The organism is Brachyspira innocens ATCC 29796 (assembly GCF_000384655.1).
GTDB classification, from domain to species: domain Bacteria; phylum Spirochaetota; class Brachyspiria; order Brachyspirales; family Brachyspiraceae; genus Brachyspira; species Brachyspira innocens.
Genome location: NZ_ARQI01000099.1, coordinates 19,888 through 39,896, shown reverse-complemented (window position 1 = coordinate 39,896; position 20,009 = coordinate 19,888). Strand labels below are relative to the sequence as shown.

20 protein-coding genes are annotated in these 20,009 nt (G+C 28.1%); 17 read left to right on the top strand and 3 right to left on the bottom strand.

Annotated elements, in window-relative coordinates; translation table 11 throughout:
* Positions 1–398 precede the first annotated feature (398 nt).
* Entirely contained in the window at positions 399–1,643 is a 1,245-nt protein-coding gene (locus F811_RS0105435) for an NAD(P)-dependent alcohol dehydrogenase (protein WP_020004268.1), read from the top strand.
* 96 nt (positions 1,644–1,739) lie between these two features.
* Here F811_RS0105435 and F811_RS0105430 read toward each other — a convergent pair whose 3' ends face one another.
* Both F811_RS0105430 and F811_RS0105425 read right to left on the bottom strand, forming a co-directional pair.
* Positions 1,740–2,375 carry a class I SAM-dependent methyltransferase gene (locus F811_RS0105430; protein WP_020004267.1) on the bottom strand — a complete coding sequence of 212 codons (636 nt, stop codon included), beginning with the start codon at positions 2,373–2,375 and terminating at the stop codon, positions 1,740–1,742.
* Positions 2,376–2,411: 36 nt separating this feature from the next.
* Positions 2,412–3,437, bottom strand: a complete 1,026-nt coding sequence (locus F811_RS0105425; protein ID WP_020004266.1) for an aldose epimerase family protein — start codon at positions 3,435–3,437, stop codon at positions 2,412–2,414.
* Between the two features lie 185 nt (positions 3,438–3,622).
* On the opposite strand from F811_RS0105425, the gene F811_RS0105420 reads away from it, so the two are divergent.
* The 6 genes from F811_RS0105420 (at position 3,623) to F811_RS0105395 (ending at position 7,552) form a co-directional block, all read left to right on the top strand.
* Entirely contained in the window at positions 3,623–3,946 is a 324-nt protein-coding gene (locus F811_RS0105420; RefSeq protein ID WP_020004265.1) for an ArsR/SmtB family transcription factor, read from the top strand.
* 16 nt (positions 3,947–3,962) lie between these two features.
* Complete coding sequence (locus tag F811_RS0105415; protein ID WP_020004264.1) at positions 3,963–4,973, top strand: permease; 1,011 nt, start codon at positions 3,963–3,965, stop codon at positions 4,971–4,973.
* A 43-nt stretch (positions 4,974–5,016) separates the two neighbouring features.
* A complete protein-coding gene (locus F811_RS0105410; protein WP_020004263.1) occupies positions 5,017–5,316 on the top strand; it encodes a thioredoxin family protein in 300 nt (99 codons plus the stop codon).
* Positions 5,317–5,468: 152 nt separating this feature from the next.
* Complete coding sequence (sec1, locus tag F811_RS0105405) at positions 5,469–5,783, top strand: thioredoxin-like selenoprotein Sec.1 (protein WP_211216975.1); 315 nt, start codon at positions 5,469–5,471, stop codon at positions 5,781–5,783.
* 299 nt (positions 5,784–6,082) lie between these two features.
* Positions 6,083–6,370 (top strand): thioredoxin family protein, encoded by a 288-nt coding sequence (locus F811_RS16355; protein ID WP_083771116.1) that lies wholly within the window; start codon positions 6,083–6,085, stop codon positions 6,368–6,370.
* A 159-nt stretch (positions 6,371–6,529) separates the two neighbouring features.
* A complete protein-coding gene (locus F811_RS0105395) occupies positions 6,530–7,552 on the top strand; it encodes a sugar kinase (RefSeq protein ID WP_020004260.1) in 1,023 nt (340 codons plus the stop codon).
* 1 nt (position 7,553) lies between these two features.
* Here F811_RS0105395 and F811_RS0105390 read toward each other — a convergent pair whose 3' ends face one another.
* Positions 7,554–8,261: a GntR family transcriptional regulator gene (locus F811_RS0105390; protein ID WP_020004259.1), complete on the bottom strand. Its 708-nt coding sequence runs from the start codon at positions 8,259–8,261 to the stop codon at positions 7,554–7,556.
* Positions 8,262–8,435: 174 nt separating this feature from the next.
* Here F811_RS0105390 and F811_RS0105385 point away from each other — a divergent pair, with 174 nt between their 5' ends.
* The 10 genes from F811_RS0105385 (at position 8,436) to F811_RS0105340 (ending at position 20,000) form a co-directional block, all read left to right on the top strand.
* Positions 8,436–9,323 carry a hypothetical protein gene (locus F811_RS0105385; protein WP_020004258.1) on the top strand — a complete coding sequence of 296 codons (888 nt, stop codon included), beginning with the start codon at positions 8,436–8,438 and terminating at the stop codon, positions 9,321–9,323.
* A 46-nt stretch (positions 9,324–9,369) separates the two neighbouring features.
* Positions 9,370–11,178 carry a beta-glucuronidase gene (gene uidA / locus F811_RS0105380; RefSeq protein ID WP_020004257.1) on the top strand — a complete coding sequence of 603 codons (1,809 nt, stop codon included), beginning with the start codon at positions 9,370–9,372 and terminating at the stop codon, positions 11,176–11,178.
* Positions 11,179–11,247: 69 nt separating this feature from the next.
* Positions 11,248–12,687: an MFS transporter gene (locus F811_RS0105375; RefSeq protein ID WP_020004256.1), complete on the top strand. Its 1,440-nt coding sequence runs from the start codon at positions 11,248–11,250 to the stop codon at positions 12,685–12,687.
* Between the two features lie 73 nt (positions 12,688–12,760).
* Positions 12,761–14,389 (top strand): mannitol dehydrogenase family protein, encoded by a 1,629-nt coding sequence (locus tag F811_RS0105370; RefSeq protein ID WP_020004255.1) that lies wholly within the window; start codon positions 12,761–12,763, stop codon positions 14,387–14,389.
* A gap of 19 nt (positions 14,390–14,408) precedes the next feature.
* Entirely contained in the window at positions 14,409–15,476 is a 1,068-nt protein-coding gene (gene uxuA, locus F811_RS0105365; RefSeq protein WP_020004254.1) for a mannonate dehydratase, read from the top strand.
* An 83-nt stretch (positions 15,477–15,559) separates the two neighbouring features.
* Positions 15,560–16,966: a glucuronate isomerase gene (uxaC, locus tag F811_RS0105360; protein WP_020004253.1), complete on the top strand. Its 1,407-nt coding sequence runs from the start codon at positions 15,560–15,562 to the stop codon at positions 16,964–16,966.
* A gap of 42 nt (positions 16,967–17,008) precedes the next feature.
* A complete protein-coding gene (locus F811_RS0105355) occupies positions 17,009–17,641 on the top strand; it encodes a bifunctional 4-hydroxy-2-oxoglutarate aldolase/2-dehydro-3-deoxy-phosphogluconate aldolase (RefSeq protein ID WP_020004252.1) in 633 nt (210 codons plus the stop codon).
* Between the two features lie 86 nt (positions 17,642–17,727).
* The gene (locus F811_RS0105350) at positions 17,728–18,309 is read left to right on the top strand and encodes a tetratricopeptide repeat protein (RefSeq protein ID WP_020004251.1); all 582 of its coding nucleotides are present in this window, start codon (positions 17,728–17,730) and stop codon (positions 18,307–18,309) included.
* A gap of 70 nt (positions 18,310–18,379) precedes the next feature.
* The gene (locus tag F811_RS0105345) at positions 18,380–18,934 is read left to right on the top strand and encodes a DJ-1 family glyoxalase III (RefSeq protein WP_020004250.1); all 555 of its coding nucleotides are present in this window, start codon (positions 18,380–18,382) and stop codon (positions 18,932–18,934) included.
* Positions 18,935–19,013: 79 nt separating this feature from the next.
* Complete coding sequence (locus F811_RS0105340) at positions 19,014–20,000, top strand: sugar phosphate nucleotidyltransferase (protein WP_020004249.1); 987 nt, start codon at positions 19,014–19,016, stop codon at positions 19,998–20,000.
* Positions 20,001–20,009 lie beyond the last annotated feature (9 nt).

Genomic DNA, 20,009 nt, shown 5'->3' with positions numbered 1-20,009 from the left:
ATTGTTTTATTTTCACATTTTAATTTTTATTATTTTTATAGTCTAATTACAAATTAAGGCACCCACCCAAGTGTTTATTAAATTTAAAAATATTTTTACGCACGGTAAGCAGAATTTTATATATAATAAAAATTATAATTCATAACTAGTTTATATTTAGAATTTCGTTTAACGTGCGTTGTGAATACTTAAAATTTAAATAAAGCTTGGGCGGGCTTCATTAATAACAGTAAAAGTTTATAAATAATAAAATAACAATAATAACAAATAAAACCATAAAATAAAATGGGCGGGAATTAGAATAAAATTTTATAAAAAACTAATAGAAAAAATATTGACTCTGGAGTTTACTTCAATGATATAATATAATTATAGTAATTTAAGAAGGAGATAAAAAAATGAAAAAATCTATATTAATAACTATACTATCAATATTATTTATAATGTCATGCAATAATTCATCAAATGCTCAAACAAGCATAAATACAGAAAATAATAATGCTTTACAAAATAATTCTTCAAATGCAATGTATAATCAGAATCTTAAAAAAGCCCCTATTAATATACAAACCAATGCAAATGGAAGAATAAAATCAAGAGGCTTTGCAGCAGTTTCAGCCAATATGGATTTTAAATATCATGAGTTTACAAGGCATGCGGTAGGAGATAATGACGTACTAATAGAAATACTTTATGCTGGAATATGCCATAGTGATATACATGTTGTTGAAGGTAAATCAAGCAGCACTCCGATTGTAGTAGGACATGAAATAGCAGGAAGAGTTGTACAAGTTGGAAGTAAAGTAACAAAATTTAAGGTTGGTGATTTTGCTGGTGTAGGATGCATGGTGAACTCATGCGGACAATGTGAAAGCTGCTTGGATAATTTAGAACAGTACTGTTTAAATAGAGCAGTTTATACTTACGGCTCAAGAGATAGATTTCATGGCAATGAGATAACTCAAGGCGGATACTCTGACAACATAGTAGTGTCTGAAAACTTTGCAATACTTATACCAGATAATGCAGAACTTGATAAGGTTGCTCCGCTTCTTTGTGCAGGCATAACCACTTATTCGCCTATAAAAGCTATGAATGTAAAAAAGGGAGAAAAAATAGGCATTGCAGGATTCGGAGGACTTGGATCTATGGCAGTAAAATATGCTGTAAAACTGGGTGCTGAAGTTACTGTTTTTGACATAACAGAAGATAAGAGAGAAGACGCTTTAAATATGGGAGCAGTAAAATATGTTAATGTAAATAATGCAGAAGATTTAAAAAATGTTAATAATACTCTTAATTATATAATAAGTACCATACCAGCATACTATGATGTTAACATGTATATGCGTATGCTTAAAAGAGGAGGTACTATGTGTTTATTAGGGCTTCCTAGAACTTCAAAAATGCCTACACTTACAGCTATGATAGGGCAACATGGCAGTAAAAAATTATTCGGCTCTTTAATAGGCGGAATAAAAGAAACTCAGGAAATGCTTAACTATTCTATAGAAAATAATATTTATCCTAGTGTAGAAATAATAAAAGCAGATGCCCAAACTATAAAAGAAGCATACAGAAAAGTTATAGACGGAAAGGTAAAATTCAGATATGTAATAGACATGCGTACTATAAACAAATAAAAATAATTTTAAAAAATAAAGGCTGATATTATAAAACTAACAGCCTTTATTTTTTAATTATACAAAATCTATTATATTTTACTTTTTTTATTAATATTAAAGCATATCTATAAACACAGAAAAATCATTTGATAAATACTCATCAGATATTTTTATCTTGCACTTTAAATCCAAATTTTTTACTATATCGCAAACAATATTAAATACTTCGTCTTTTTTATAGTAATAATATTTATCTCCATATTTTTCTTTGCAAGAAATATCAAGCAAATTAAAACATACACCTTTTCTTGCCGCAATCAAGAAATTTTTTAAAGCATTTTTCAAAAACTCTTCATTGTTTCCAAGATTAAGGTTAAATATTCCAGAAGAATATATATAATCAAAATCATCTTCAATATCAGAAGTCTTAAAAAAATCAATAGTCATAAATTGAGGATTGATATTTTTGAAAACTTTCTTTTTTGCCCTTTCAATCATCTCTGGCATTATATCTATACCAATATAATATGTGTCAATATTTTTTTTATCTATATACTCAGCCAAATGCCCAAGTCCGCAGCCTACATCAAGCAAAACAGAACCTTTTATATCAAAATGCTCAATTAAAGTTTTAAATCTAGCCTCCTGAGCATCTTGTGATTCCCAATCCAAAACCTGATATTCTGGTATATTAAAATCTTTTACCCTTTCAATGTAATGTTCTATTATAATTGATTTTTTATCATTCATAAATAATCCCGAAAATATTTTTTATTTTTATATTTTTTATTTTAATAATAATTTATATATAGTCTTATGATTATAATTTTTATTAGAATCAAATATTATGCTCGGAAAATAAGGAAAGTTCATAGCAGCAGGTAAAAACTCTGTTTCAAAACAAAAAGCATTATGCTTATTTAAAACAGTATTTCTCACCTCTCTGTTATCAAGCATATTTCCAGAATAAAAATGCATAGCAGGTTTTGTAGTATAAAGCTCTAAACATATTCCTGTTTTTTCACTATAGCATGAAGCTCTTAATTTATTAAAATTATTACTTTCATTCGTATAAGATAATATATTTTTTTCATTAAAAATAAAACAATTATCATATCCATTTGCTTTTTCTATATCAGTACCTATTTTTTTTGTTTTAGTAAAATCAAAAGGAGTGTTTTCTGTTTTTAATATTTCCCCGCTTGATACGCATTCTTCGGTTACTGGAAGATAAAACAAAGAATCTATAAATAAATCATGTTCATATATTGTGCCTTCTCCGTTAAGATTCCAATATGCATGATTAGTTAAGTTCAAAGGTGTAGGAGCATCAGCATTTGCCAAATAATTTATTAATATTTCATTATTATCTGTCAAAGTGTATATTATTTCAATATTGACATTGGCAGGATATCCCTCCTCTCCGTTTTTTGAAAAATATGTAAATGATACAGAATTATTATTTAAAACTTTAGAATCAAATTTCTTAAATGAAATTCCTTCTATACCGCCATGCAGATGATGTTTATTATTATCATTTTTAGCTAATTTATATGTTTGTCCGTCAAGAGTAAACTCTGCATTTATAGTTCTATTAGCAACCCTTCCAACAGAAGCCCCTATATAATCATGAGGCTTTAAGTAAAATGAATAATCATCGCTTCCAAATGATACCTGTACTTCATTTCCATTTTTATCCTTAAAAAATACTCCAACTATTGAAGCACCTATATCTGTAAGTTTTAATATCATATCATTTTTATTTTTTAATTCATACAAAAGGTAACCGTTTCCAAAATTTTTAGCCTGCATATTATAAAACTCCATATTTTATATAGTAATAGCAAATTATATCATTATATCTCATTTTTTCAATAAAATAATAAAAAATAAAGATGATACATTGACAATTATCGATATGTTTGTTATACTATATATCGATATATTTCGATATGTTCATGAATAATAAAATAAAAAAAATAATAACAGGAGATTAAATGCAGGATTATAAGAATAATGCAATAGTATTCAAAGCTCTATGCGATGAGAATAGATTAAAAATATTAGAAATGATTAAAGACGGTGAAATATGTGTATGCAAACTTTTGGAAGAATTACATATAGTACAGTCTACATTATCACATCATATGAAAATACTTTGCGATTCAAATATAGTAGCAGGAAGAAAAGAAGGCAAATGGACTTATTATAGTTTTAATAAAGAAGGAATAAAAAACGCAGAAAAATTATTAAACTATTATACAACTATAATATCAGATAAGAATGCTGAAAGCACAGCAAAATGTAAATGCGAAAAATAAATTAGGAGTTATAAAAATGTCAGTTATAAAATCAATATTTATTTTTATACAGGATCAAATTATATCAATGAAATGGCTCAATACATTGATAGGCAATATATTAAATAATTTTGCCCTATCAGAAACAATGAAAGGAGTAATACAGTTTTTTATTTATGATGTTATAAAAATATTTGTACTTTTATCTGTACTCATATTTTGTATATCATATATTCAAAGCTATTTTCCTCCAGAGAGAACCAAAAAAATATTAAGCAGATTTAACGGAATATCAGCAAATATATTAGCAGCACTTTTTGGAACGGTTACTCCATTTTGTTCTTGCTCTTCAATACCTTTATTTATAGGATTTACTTCTGCAGGAATACCTATTTCTATAACATTTTCTTTTTTAATATCTTCGCCTCTTGTAGATTTGGCCTCTTTAATACTTCTATCAAGTGTGTTTGGAATGAAAATAGCTATAGCTTATGTTATTGTAGGGCTTGTACTTGCCGTTGCAGGAGGTACATTATTAGGCAAACTAAAAATGGAGAGATATTTAGAAGATTTTGTTAAAAATATAAAATCAAATACAGATGTAGAAATACAGTCTATGACAAAAAAAGATAGAATTATATACTCAAAAGATCAGGTGATGCAGACTATAAAAAAAGTTTATTTATATATTTTTATAGGAGTTGGAATAGGAGCTTTTATACATAATGTTATACCAGAAGCATGGATAAATACGGTACTAGGAAAAAATAATTGGTATTCTGTTCCGTTGGCAACTTTAGTTGGTATACCGATGTATGCAGATATATTCGGTACTCTTCCAGTGGCTGAAAGTTTATTTTATAAAGGTGCTGGAATAGGAACTATTTTATCTTTTATGATGGCGGTTACTGCTTTATCACTTCCATCAATTATTATGATAAAAAAGGTAGTAAAAATACAGCTTCTTGTTCTTTTTGTGGGTATAGTAACTTTAGGAATAATAATTATTGGATATTTATTTAATAATTTTTATTTTCTATTTGTATAAATAATATATAATAATAAAATAAAACAAAAAAGGAGATAAAACTATGTCATCAGAAAAAAATTGCTGCTGCGGAGGTTCATGCAGCGGAGAATCATCAAATGCCAGAATTAAAATATTGGGAAGCGGCTGTTCAAACTGCCAAAAGCTTGAAAAAAATGCTTTAGAAGCTGTAAAAGAAATGGGTATTGATCTAAGTGTAGGACATGTACAGGATATGGCACAAATAGCTTCTTATGGTGTAATGTCAACTCCTGCTTTGGTGCTTGATGAAAAAGTATTATCATATGGAAAGGTGCTTACTAAAGACGAAATTATTGCTTTATTAAAAGATAAAGTAAAATAAATGAGCATACTTCTTAATTATATTTAAGGCTTAGATATATGATTGTATCTAAGTCTTTTTTATATTTATTTTTTAATTTTAAATTTGCAATTATTTCAATATACCTATATTATGTATTTATAAATTATAAATAAAAGGGTATTAAAAAAATTATGATTAAAAAAAATATAGAATTCGGCTGAGGCTGTTTGCCTGATCCTCTAGAAGATGAGGAAAGAGAAATAGAAAAGATATTATTATTAGGCAGAAATGATGATGAGGCTTCATTAAATATGCTTAGCAATATAAGAAATGCTATATTAGATTTGGATTTGGATTTATCTATAAAATTTACAGACAGTAAAGGTAGTATGTCATATTACGGAGTTATGACTTTGCCTGCACTTGTTGTTAATGATGAGCTTATATCATATGGTGAGGTATTAAGTAAAGAAACAATAATAAATATTTTAAAAGAAAAATTATAAAAATATATAAATTTTGATAATAGTTTTACAGAGAATAATTTTTAATATATAAAACGAATTAAAAATTATGAGCCTCTGGGAAGAGCCTTTAAGCGAATAATTTTTAATATATAAGCAAATTAAAAATTATGAGCCTCTGATAAGAGCCTTTAAGCGAATAATTTTTAATATATAAGCAAATTAAAAATTATGAGCCTCTGGTAAGAGCCTTTAAGCGAATAATTTTTAATATATAAAAGGAGAAACATATGACATTAAAAGATCTTTTTTTCGGCGGAAGCTGCGGCTGAGGACCTGCCATCAATCTCTTCGGTGAAGAGGAAACAAATAAAGAATCCCCAGTAGAAGCCAGAGTAAAAATACTTGGAACTGGATGCTCTAACTGTCAAAAATTAGAAGAAAATGTAATAGCTGCTATTGAAGAGGCTAAACTAGATTTGATAGTTCAGTATGTAGAGGATATGGCTGAAATAGCTTCTTATGGTGTGATGTCAACACCTGCTTTAGTATTAGATGATAAAGTGCTTTCATACGGAAAGGTGTTAAGCAAAGAAGAGATAATAAGTTTATTAAAAGAAAATATATAATAAAAGACAAAAATATTATCTATTATTATAAGAGAGTTTGAATATTTTTAATATTTAAACTCTTTTATTTTTTAAAAAATTTTATAATTTATTATTGACATTTCATATTTATTTTACTAATATAGTAGTATGTCAGTATAATTATAGAGAGGACATTCTATGTCATATATAGTGGGTTTCGGTGAAATAATGTTAAGACTTTCATCAGCAGACAATGAAAGATTATTTCAATCGTCAAAGCTTAATGCCACATTCGGAGGAGTTGAAGCAAATATATGCGTTTTAGCTTCAATATTTGGTTTGCAAAGCAGATATGTAACTGCTCTTCCAGATAATGCTATAGGAAAAAAAGTTGAAGAATTGCTCTTAAGTCACAAGGTTGATACTTCAGCTATATCATGGGAAGGTAAAAGACTTGGCATATATTTTGTGGATCAAGGAAATAATTACAGAAGTTCAAATGTTATTTATGATAGAGAATATTCTTCTATATCACAAGCCTTAATAGAAGACTTTGATTGGGATAAAGTATTTAGAGATGCATCGTATTTTCATATAAGCGGAGTAACACCAGCAATTAGCCAAACTGCTGCAGATCTTACGTTATATGCTGTGAAAGAAGCTAAAAAGAGAAATGTAAAGGTATCATGTGATATAAACTATAGAAAAAAATTATGGAAATACGGTAAAAAAATAGATGATGTAATGCCCGAAATAGTAAAATATTCTGATATAGTATTTGCAAATGAATATGATGCTGTTAAAATTTTGGGCGTACAGAGCAGTATAGATGTTGATTCAGATATAAGCGACAATGATTATAAATCTATTATGCAGCAATTAATAGATAAATACTCCTTGGATATGGTAGTAACAACAAGAAGAGAAACAATAAGCTCAAATCATAATAACATATATAGTCTGCTCTATAAAGATAATAATTTATATAAATCAAAAAAATACTATATAAAAAATATTATCGACAGAATAGGTACAGGAGACTCATTTGCTGCTGGAATACTTTCTGGAATGCAGTTATTTACTAATTATCAGGATATATTAGAGTTTGCAGCGGCTTCTTTTTGTATAAAACACAGCATACCCGGAGATTGGAATTTAACTACAAAAGAGGAGGTAATAAATCTTGTGAAATCCAAAGACGGACTTGATGTAAAAAGGTAAATTATTTAAAATATTCAGGAAATTTACTTTTTAAAAAAACCATGTCATCTTTTACATGAGTAATATGCGATTCTATTAAGGGAAGAAGTTTTTTAGTATTTTTTTCTTTTATATATTCTAATATATTTTTATGTTCTATTAATGTTCTTCCTCTGTCCATTTCAAGCATATTAAATATTCTAACCCTATTAAAATGTTTTATAGAATCCTTAATAAGATTATATGTTAATTTTTTATCTGCTATAAAAAAAAGTATTCTATGAAATTCATTATCCAATTTAAGCAGTTCATAAAGCTTATGAGTATTAATGTTTTTTTCATATGCTTCTATATTTTTATTTATAAGTTTTATATCTTTTTCTTCGATATTTTTACAAACAATTTTAATTATTTCTTTTTCAAATACCATTCTCATAAAGCTTGTTTCTTCTACAATAGATGTGTCTATTAATGATACCATAGTACCTTTCTGCGGATATATCTCTATTAAATTTATTTTCTCAAGTCTGGAGAAAGCCTCTCTTATGGGTGTTCTGCTTATTGATAACATTTCACTTATAATTTTTTCACTTATAAAAGTACCAGGTACCAAATTCATTGTCATAATATTATATTCTAAACATCTTACAGCATAATCACCTATAGATTCATTTATATCTCTTTCAAGTACTATAATATTATCTGCATTATTATTTTTAGATTTCGCCATAGTATCAAAGTATATCCTTAAAAAATATTTATTAATATCTAATATCAAATAAAGCATACATTATTTATTAATAAACTTCAAGGTATTAAAAAAAAATATAAAAAAGTTCTGTTTTTTATTGACAATGGGATTTTATTTTACTAAAATACTAGTATGTTAGTAAAGGAGTTTTGTATGAAAAAATTATTTATAAGCATTATAATGATATCATTATTTTACAGCATATCTTTTGCTCAATCTAATGCTCAGAATCCTGCTTTCAAGTTTTTTAATGTGTACCCTGGTTCAATGAAAATGTTAAGTTTTTACATTGAATATGCTTCAGGAGATTTAACAAGTTTAGGAACAGACCCTAAAGCAAAAAGAATGATGGAAAACTTTGATACCAAACTTACATATTTGCAGACATTAAAAAGCGTACCATGGTTAGGATTTGGATTCATACTTCAAGCACAGTTTGACAATCCAAGCGTTTATGATCCTACTTGGAAGGAAGGAAGCCGTACTGGAAAAAATACTTCCAACCCTTTTTCTTATGTTGAATTAACAGGAAATATGTATTTGTTTAATACTTTTAGTTTGGGACTTACTTCATCAGGTGATTTTGTATTTGTAATGTATTTGAATAAAAAACTTCCAGATGTTGCAGCTTTCAAATCTCATTCTATAACAGTAATGGCTCAGCAGAATATATATTTAAGAGGAAATCAGTATGATCCTAAGACTGGAAAATTAAATCAAGGCTGGTATGACGGTACTGAGTTTAGAGTAGCTTATCAAATGCGTTTCAATGATTGGTTTGCTTTAAGACCAGAAATACAGTTCAAAATATTATCAGGTGCTCAGACTTCATTTAAAGATTGGTATTGGATTAGATTCAATCCTCGTTTACAGTTCTTCCTAGAAGAATGGACTTTCTTCATCGAACCTAGATTATTCTATGGCGGTATATTCAAACAAGATATGTCTGCTTTAGGAATAGGCTCATCTCAATTTAATAAAAATGGCTGGGGATTTGAACTTAAAGTTGGTATTGACTTGACAAAATTATTCTTTGATTAATTAATATAAATTAAGATTATAGATAATTACGGAGGAAATTGTTTTTATGATTAATTCTATGTTATATCCTAGAGAAAGCAGAACAAGAAGAGTTATTGATATATCTGGAATGTGGGAGTTTAAAATAGACTCAAACAATGAAGGTAGAAAAAATGGTTATGCTAGCGGATTAAAAGACACTACATTTATACCAGTACCATCTAGTTTTAATGATCTTTTCACAGATAAAAATATAAGAGAACATGCTGGAGATATATGGTATGAAACATCATTCTATCTTCCTTTAGAATGGAAAGATAAAAATGTTAATATAAGATTCGGCTGTGCTACACATGAAGCTGCTGTATATATTAACGGAAAAGAAGTATGCACGCATGTAGGCGGATTTATGCCTTTCAATGCTCCAGTTAATGAAGCTGGAATATTCGGAGAAAAAAATAAATTAGTTGTAGTTGTTAATAATGAACTTAGCAATACTACATTGCCTTGCGGACATACAGAAACTAAACCTTCAGGCAAAAAATATATAAAACCTTCTTTTGATTTCTTCAATTATGCTGGTTTGAACAGACCTGTAAAAATTACCGTTACAAACAAAGAATATATTTATGATATAGATATATTATCAGATATAAACGGCAGTGACGGAATTGTAAATTATGAAGTACATACTACAGGTGAAAATAAAGTATTCGTAAAAATATATGATGAAGAAGGAAAAGAAGTAGCAAGTGCTGAAGGAAAAAGCGGAAAAATAGTTATTAAAAATGCTAAATTATGGAATCCGAAAGCTGCTTATTTATACAAATTTGAAGCATGCATTAAAAACGGTGAAGAGTTAATAGATGAATATTATCTTGACTTTGGAATAAGGACAATAAAAGTTGAAGGTACAAAATTCTTAATAAACGGAAAACCTTTCTACTTTACAGGATTCGGAAAACATGAAGACAGTGAAACAGCTGGAAGAGGTTATAATCCTCCTGTAATAAAAAGAGACTTTGAACTTATTAAATGGATAGGTGCTAATTCATTTAGAACATCTCATTACCCATATAGTGAAGAGATAATGCAGGCTGCTGACAGAGAAGGTATAGTTATTATAGATGAAATAGCTGCTGTTGGTATGTTTGATGTGGGATCTGTATTAAATCCGGGTGCTTCAAAAGCTGACTATTTCTCTTTAGAAGAAGTGCATACAAAAACTAAAGAAATTCATAAAAAAGCTGTAGAAGAACTTATTACAAGAGATAAGAATCACCCTTCCGTTGTTATGTGGAGCTTATTTAATGAGCCTGACACTTCCAAAGATGAAGCTTTGCCATACTTTGAAGATATATTCAACTTTGCAAAAAGCATAGATAAACAAAACTTACCAAAAACTTTTGCTGCTATTCAGGCATCAGCACCAGGTAAATGCAAATGCATGCATCTATGCGATGTAATTACATTAAACAGATATTACGGCTGGTATTTCTTGGGCGGTTATGAAATAGACATGTCAGAAGAAAAATTCAGAGAAGAGATGAACCTTTATAAAGATATGAATAAGCCAGTTATGTTTACAGAATACGGAGCTGATACTTATGCAGGTGTTCATAAACTTCCTTCTGTTATGTGGAGCGAAGAATATCAATGCGAATACTACGAAATGAACTTCAAAGTTTTTGATAGTTACAACTTTATAATAGGCGAACAGTTATGGAACTTTGCTGATTTCCAAACTACTGAAGGAATATTCAGAGTAGACGGAAATAAAAAAGGTATATTTACTAGAAGCCGTCAGCCTAAAGCAGTTGCTCATCAAATAAGAAGCAGATGGACTAAATTACCGCTAGATTATAAAAATAATTAATTAAAAAATTATGGGTAGGAAATTAAAAATAATTTTCCTGCCCTTTATAAAAAATAGGAGGCACCAAATATGGATAATACAATTAATTATCATAGAGCCAAAATATGGCAGATAGCATTTTTTGCTTTTAATAATACAGCTACTAACTTATACATGTTTTTCATGTTTTTTATATCTTATTACGCTACAGGAATGCTAGGATTAGGAGTAGTTTTGGTATCTACACTTCTTACTGCTATGCGTATTTGGGACGCTATAACAGATCCTTTTGTTGGTTATATGTTGGATAAAACTAATGGAAAATTTGGTAAAAACAGACCTTTTATAGTTGCTGGAAACATCGTAATGATTATATCCTGTATTATAATGTACAAATTTGTATATAAAGCTCCTGAAAATATGAGATTATTATTCTTTATATTGGTATATGCTGTATATATTATAGGATATACTTTACAATGTGTTGTTACAAAATCAGCTCAAACTTGTCTTACTAATGATCCTAAACAAAGACCTTATTTTACAATATTTGACGGAAGTTATAATGTTGTATTATTTGCTGGTATGCAGATTGTAGTTTCTAAAATATGGATACCAAAATACGGCGGTTTTAATGCTGAGTTTTTTAATACTTTCTTAATATTTACTATAATTGTATCTGCCATATTATCTGCACTAGCTATAATAGGATTATGGACTAAAGACAGAACAGAATATTTCGGACTTGGAAAGCCTCAATTAATTACATTTAAAGACTATTGGACTGTTATAACAAAAAACAGAGCAATACAAATGCTTGTAATTGCAGCTTCTACAAGTAAACTTTTTGTTACTATACAATCTAACTCTATAGTATTAGTTATGCTTTACGGTATAATATGCGGAAATTATGCTCTAAGCGGAGAGGTTTCTGCTATATATAGTATACCTAGTATCATTATAATAATATTGGGTATGAAATTTATAGCCAGCCGTATGGGTCAGAGAAAAGCATTATTATTTGGTACTATAGGCTGTATAATATTTGCTGCTCTTCTATTGTTATTATTTATCTTTGGAGAGCCTACTACTATGAGCTTTAAAAATCCTAATTTCTTTACTATAGCATTTATAGTATTATGGATATTAATGCAGGGTTTTGCTGGAATATCTACTAATATAGTTATACCTATGACTGCTGACTGTGCCGACTATGAAACTTATAGATCTGGAAAATATGTTCCGGGTTTGATGGGTACATTATTCAGCTGTGTTGATAAAATAATATCATCTTTCGCTACTACTATAGTAGGACTTTTAATTGCTATGATAGGTTTCAAAACTACTCAGCCTACTCCTGATACTCCTTATTCAACAGGAATTTTCTGGGTAACTATGTTCTGTGTATTCCTTGCTCCTATGATTGGATGGGTATTAAATATAATAGCTATGAGATTCTATCCTCTTACTAGAGAGAAAATGGAAGAGATACAAGGAGCTATAGCTGAAATAAAAGCTAAAAATCAATAATATAATTTTTGCTTGACAGTTTATATTATTTTTGTAGAATTAATATACTAGTATACAACTTAGAGGCTATAAAATGAAAATTAATATTGAAAACTTAATAAACAATAAAACCTTTTTTGAAAAAAATAATATAGAAATACCAAAGTATGATATAAAACAAATTAGAAAAAATACGAATGAAAAACCAACTTGGATTCATTTCGGGGCTGGTAATATATTCAGAGGTTTTGTTGCGAGAATATCTGATACTCTTTTAAATGATAATATTATAAATACTGGTATAATAGCTGTCGATACACATGCTGCTGGAAGAGATGATGATTATGAAATGCTTGAAAAAGTTTATAAGCCTTTCGATAATCTCACTCTTTTAGCATCTATTAAAAGTGATGGGAATATAGATAAAAAAATTATAGGAAGCATTACTGATATACTTCATGCTGATTTTATCAATTATTATGAAGAATTAAAAAAAATATTTATATCAGATTCGCTTCAAATAGTAAGTTTTACTATAACAGAAAAAGGTTACTCTATAAAAGATTCTAACGGTAATTATAATAAAATAGTTGCTTATGATATTGAAAATGAGCCTAAAAAAGCAAAAAATATTATGAGTATCGCTTGTGCTATGCTTTTAGAAAGATATAAAAATGGAGCCTATCCTATCGCAATGCTTAGTATTGATAACTGCTCTAATAATGGAGATAAATTAAAAAGTGCTGTTATTGATATAGCTAAAGAATGGGTAGAAAAAGGTTTTGCTGACAATGGATTTATAGAATACCTTGAAGATAATAAAAAAGCTGCTTTTCCTTTTAGTATGATTGACAAAATTACTCCAAGACCTTCTGAAATTATATCAAAAAAACTTGAGAGTATAGGGCTTGAAGATATGCAGATATTCAAAGTAGGACATAATCCAATGGCTGCTTTTGTAAATGCGGAAGTACCTGAATATTTAGTTATTGAGGATTTATTTCCAAACGGCAGACCTGATTTAGCTAAAGCAGGAGTATATATCACAGACAGAGAAACTGTAAAAAACTCTGAAAAGATGAAAGTTACTACTTGTTTAAATCCTCTTCATACATCTTTAGCAATATTCGGCTGTCTTTTAGATTATGATTTTATATATAATGAAATGAAAGACCCCATATTAAAAAAGCTAGTAGAAAAAATAGGATATGATGAAGGTATGAAAGTAGTTATTAATCCTAAAATCTTAAATCCAATGGACTTCATAAAAGAGGTTATAGAAGAAAGATTAGTCAATCCATATATACCAGATTCTCCTAAAAGAATAGCCACAGACACCTCCCAAAAAATACCTATCAGATATGGAGAAACCTTAAAATCTTATGTAAAAAACGGACTTGATACTTCTTCTTTAATTGGAATACCTATAACTATAGCAGCTTGGCTTAGATATTTAATGGGAATCGATGACAAAGGAAATACTATGGAAATAAGTCCTGACCCTATGCTTGATGAATTGCAGAAACATATAAAAAACATAAAATTTAAAGATGTAAATAGTGTAGGAGATAATTTAAAACCTATACTATCAAACAAAATTATATTTGCTTGTGATTTATATGATGAAAAAATAAATCTAGGAAACAGAATAGAAGAATATTTCAAAGAGATGATAATAGGCGTAAATGCTGTTAGGGAATGCTTAAACAAATATATTAAATAAATTAAGGAGAAATTCTATTATGATAATGACTTTAAGATGGTTTGGAAAGAATTTTGATTCTGTTACTCTAAAACAGATTAGACAAATACCCGGAGTAAAAGGAGTTATAACAACTTTATATGACAGTAAAGTTGGAGAAGCTTGGAAAGAAGAAGATGTACAAAAATTAAAAAAAGAAGTTGAAGAAGCTGGATTAAAAATATACGGCATAGAAAGTGTAAATATACATGATGATATAAAAATAGGTTTGCCTAGCAGAGATAAATATATAGAAAACTATATAAAAACATTAGAAGTATTAGGTAAATCTGGAATTAATCTGGTATGCTATAACTTTATGCCTGTATTTGACTGGACTAGAAGCGATTTAGCAAAGGTAAGACCAGACGGAGCTACTGTTTTATCTTATGATCAAGATATAATAGATAAAATAGATCCTCAAAAAATGTTTGAACAAATTGATTCAAGTTCTAATGGATTTGTTTTACCTGGATGGGAGCCAGAAAGACTCAGCAGATTAAAAGAACTTTTTGAAATGTATAAAGGTGTTGATGATGAGAAATTATTTGAAAATTTAAAATATTTCTTAAGTGCTGTAATGCCTACTTGTGAAAAATACAATATCAAAATGGCTATACACCCTGATGATCCTGCTTGGCCAGTATTTGGACTTCCTAGAATTATAGTTAATAAAGAAAACATTTTGAGAATGGTTAATAGTGTTAATAGCCCTTGCAACGGGGTAACTTTATGTGCTGGTTCTTTAGGTTCTAATCCTAAAAACGATATACCTGATATAGTAAGAAGTTTGAAAGGCAAAATTTTCTTCGCACATGTTAGAAACTTAGAGCATACTGCACCTGGAAAATTCCAAGAAGCAGCACATTTATCAAGCGACGGTTCTATGGATATGTTTGCCATTATGAAAGCATTTTATGACATAGGTTTTGAAGGACCTTTCAGACCAGATCATGGAAGAGCTATTTGGGACGAAGTATCTATGCCCGGATATGGACTTTATGACAGAGCATTAGGTGCTGTTTATTTACAAGGTTTATGGGAAGCTATAGAAAAAATGAGTAAATAATTATACATATATCATTAATGCAATACGGTTATAAAAGTTATAATTGTATTGCATTTATTTTTAATTTAAGAGGGATAAATATTATGAGAAATTTTATGGATAAAGATTTTTTATTATACAATGATACAGCTAAAATACTTTTTCATGATTATGCTTCTAAATGTAATATATTTGACTATCATTGTCATTTGAGCCCAAAAGAAATTGCTGAAAATAAAAAATTTAATAATCTTACTGAAATTTGGCTTTACGGGGATCATTATAAATGGAGAATGATGAGGGCAAATGGAATAGATGAGAAATTTATAACAGGAGATGCTGAAGATTATGACAAGTTCAGAGCTTGGGTAAAAACTGTGCCTAATTTAATAGGAAATCCTTTATATCATTGGAGTCATTTAGAGCTTCAAAGATATTTTGATATTTATGAAATTATAAATGAAGATAATGCTGATATAATTTGGAAAAAAGCCAATGAAAAATTACAGAATATGACAGTTAAAGATATTCTTAAAAAATTTAAAGTTCATACAATAGGCACTACTGATGATCCAATAGATGATTTAGAATATCATAAATTAATCAGAGAAGGAAAAGCTCAAATAGGTAAAATTGATACAAATGTTGTTCCTTCTTTCAGACCAGACAAAGCCATTAATATAGAAATGCAGGACTTCAGCGAATATATAAAAAAGTTAGAAAAAGCAAGTTCTGTTAATATAAAAGATATAAAATCATTAACTGAAGCTTTATATAAAAGAATAGATTATTTTAAAACTTTAGGCTGTGTATCAAGCGATTGTTCCTTGTCATTAGTGCCTTTTAATTTAGATAATGAAAATAATATAGATGCTATTTTCCAAAAGGCTATGAATAAAGAAAAATTGTCTTTAGAAGAAATAGAAAAATATAAAACATATATACTTATTAAATTAACTCAAAAATATAAAGAATCAAATCTAGTTATGCAGATACATATTTCAGCTATGAGAAACAATAATGAAGTGATGTTTAAAAAACTAGGTGCTGATACTGGATATGACTCGGTAGGAGATTCTAATATTATAGAAAAATTATCATCACTATTAAAAACTGCCAATAATAATGGTGGACTTCCAAAGATTATTTTTTATAGTCTTAACAATAAAGATTATTATCCGCTTTCTACACTTATGGGCTGCTTTCAAGATGAAGGCATAAAAGGTAAAATGCAGCTTGGTTCTGCTTGGTGGTTCTTAGATAATAAAGACGGAATGGAAGAGCAGTTAAAAGTTCTTGCAAACAGCGGTTCTTTAGCTTTATTTGTAGGAATGCTTACCGATTCAAGAAGTTTTCTTTCATATTCAAGGCATGAATATTTTAGAAGAATACTATGTAATTTAATAGGCAAATGGGCAGAAGACGGAGAAGTGCCTAATGATATTAAATATTTAGGAAGTATAATAGAAAATATATGTTTTAATAATTCTAATATTTACTTTAATAGTTAAGTATGATAAATTAAAATTACCTATTATTTTTACGGAGTTTTTATGTTTGAAAAATATATACAAAATAAAATTATACCTGTAGTGGTTGTAGAAAATGAAGAAGAGATAAGAAATATAGCCGAACTTTGTTTGGAGTTTCTGCCTTCTATAGAATTAACACTTAGAACAGAATACGGATATAAAGCTTTAGAGATATTAGCAAAAGACTACCCTACTCTTCCAAGGGCTGCTGCTACTGTTTTAAGTACAGAACAAGTAGACAGAATACTTGATTTAGGAACTAATTTAATAATAAGCCCAGGTTTTCAGCCTATTATGCTTGAATATGCTAAAACTAAAAAATATAATTATATACCCGGTGCTGCAACACCTTCTGAAGTTGAGCAGTGTTTAGCTTATGGGCATAAATATATAAAATTTTTCCATGCAGGTTTATTTGGAGGAATTAATTGGATAAAAAATATAGCTCCTGTTTATCAGCATACTGGTGTTAAATTTATGCCTTTAGGAGGAGTGAGCATTGATAATGTAAAAGAGTATTTAGAAAATAAGCATGTATTTGCCTGCGGAGGTTCTTGGCTTTGCCCTAGAAACTTAATGGAAGAGAAAAATTGGAAGGAAATTAGAAAAAGATTTGAAGAGGCTTCTAAATTGATAAAAGAATTAAATAAATAAGTCTTATTTTTAACAATTTCAATATTATAATTTTTAATATATAATAATAAATAAAAATAATTATATTAAAAATAGGACTATTTATAATGATTGATGAAAAAAATAAATATTTTTATAGTGCTTTAAACAATATACAAAATAAAAAATATGATGAGGCCATTAATGATTTAACAAAAGTTATAGAGCTTGACAGCAATAATTTAGATGCATATCATAATTTAGCAAGGGTTTATTATGAAATAGAAAATTATGAAAAAGCTATAGAGACTTACAATAAATCTATAGAAATATATCCTCATGACAGTGATGCTTATTATTACCGAGCTGAAGTTTATTTGTATCAAAATGAATATGATAAGGCTATTGAAGATTTAGAAAAAGCTATTATAAAAAATCAAGCATATTCTGATGCTTACTATTTAATGTCTGTAGCTTATAGAAAAAAGAAAAAATATAAAAAGGCAATTAAGTATTTAAAACTCACATTAGAGTTTAACAATGAGGACTATATAGCCTATTATGATTTATATAAACTTTATAATATACTCTCTAATCATGAAAAAGATAAAGAGATAAAAGAAAAATATTTACTAAAATCTAATAAATTCTTACAAAAATCTGCAGATTTAGGGTATGAAAAAGCATTAAATAAAATTAAAAATAATTAATTACTTGCAATATTAATAATATAATATTATCATATTACTAATGTATTATAATAAAAAGGAGCATATGATTATGTCAAAAAAAGTTTTAGTACCATTAGCCGAAGGCGTTGAAGAAGTTGAAGCCGTAACAATAATTGATGTTTTAAGAAGAGGCGGATTAGAAGTTATTACAGCATCATTAACTGATAATTTGGAAGTAAAGGGAGCTCATAATATAGTTATAAAAGCTGATGCTTCTTTAGAAAAAATTATGAATTATGATTTTGATGCTATAGCACTTGCAGGAGGCTACGGCGGAATGAACAATCTTAAAGCAGATATGAGAGTTATTGAAAAAATCAGAACAATGTATGAAGATAAAAAATTAGTAGCTGCAATATGTGCTTCTCCTATAGTACTTGGCGAGGCTGGAGTTATAAAAGGAAAATATACTTGCTATCCTAGCTGTGAAAGTGCTGTTAAAGGCGGGGAATATGTAGAAAAAGATATTGTTGTATGCAATGATAATGTTATTACTTCTAAAGGTCCTGCTACTACTGTATTTTTTGCTTTAGAATTAGTTAAATACTTGACAGGCTCTAATGAAGAATTAGCTAATGATTTATTAGTTAATTTAATAAAATAAATAACAATTTATATTGATTTTATTAAATCTTTTATATATATTATAATATATATAAAAGATTTTTTTTAAGGATTGAAAGTTGAAAGTTATTATACCAGCTGCAGGCGAAGGTACAAGATTAAGACCTCATACTATTACGAAACCAAAACCAATTCTTCCAATAGCAGGCTCTACTATTATAGATTTTATTATGACTGAAATTTCTTCTATAGATAATTTAGAAGAGGTAATATTTATAGTTGGATATTTAAAAGATCAGATGATTGAATATTTAACAAATAAATACAAAAATATAAAATTAACATTCGTAGAACAAAAGGAATATAAGGGATTAGCCCATGCTATTCAACTTACAAGAGAATATATAAAAGATGATGATAAAATATTTATCATTTTAGGAGATACTATATTTAAATTAAATTTATCAAATATAGTAAGCAAAAATGAAAATGCTTTAGGAGTATGCGAAGTAGATAATCCAAGCAGATTCGGGGTTGCCATATTAGATAATAATGGAGTTATAACTAAATTAGTAGAAAAACCTAAAGAACCTATAAGTAATTTAGCTCTCACTGGAATGTACAATATAGTAAACTCCAAAGAATTATTTTCTGCCATAGAATACATAATAAACAATGACATAAAAACTAAAAATGAATATCAGCTTACAGATGCATTAGAACATATGATAGAAGAAGGCATAATATTCAAAACTTTTAAATTAGACGGCTGGTATGACTGCGGCGAAAAATCTACTATGATAGAAACTAATAAAACTATCATAAAACATGAAATATTAAGCAAAGGAATAAAAGATACTGCTATAATACCTCCTGTATTTATAGATAAAGATGTAAAAATAGAAAGTTCTGTAATAGGTCCTTATGTACATATAGGAAAAAATTCAAAGATAGAAAACTCTATATTAAAAAACTGCATCATATTTGAAGATGTAAGTATATCAAATGCTTTTATGGATAATTCTATAATATCAGAAAAAGCAATCTATAAAGGAAAAACTAATTCTATGGATATAGGTGCTTCTATCACAATAGATCAAAATTAACATAAAAAA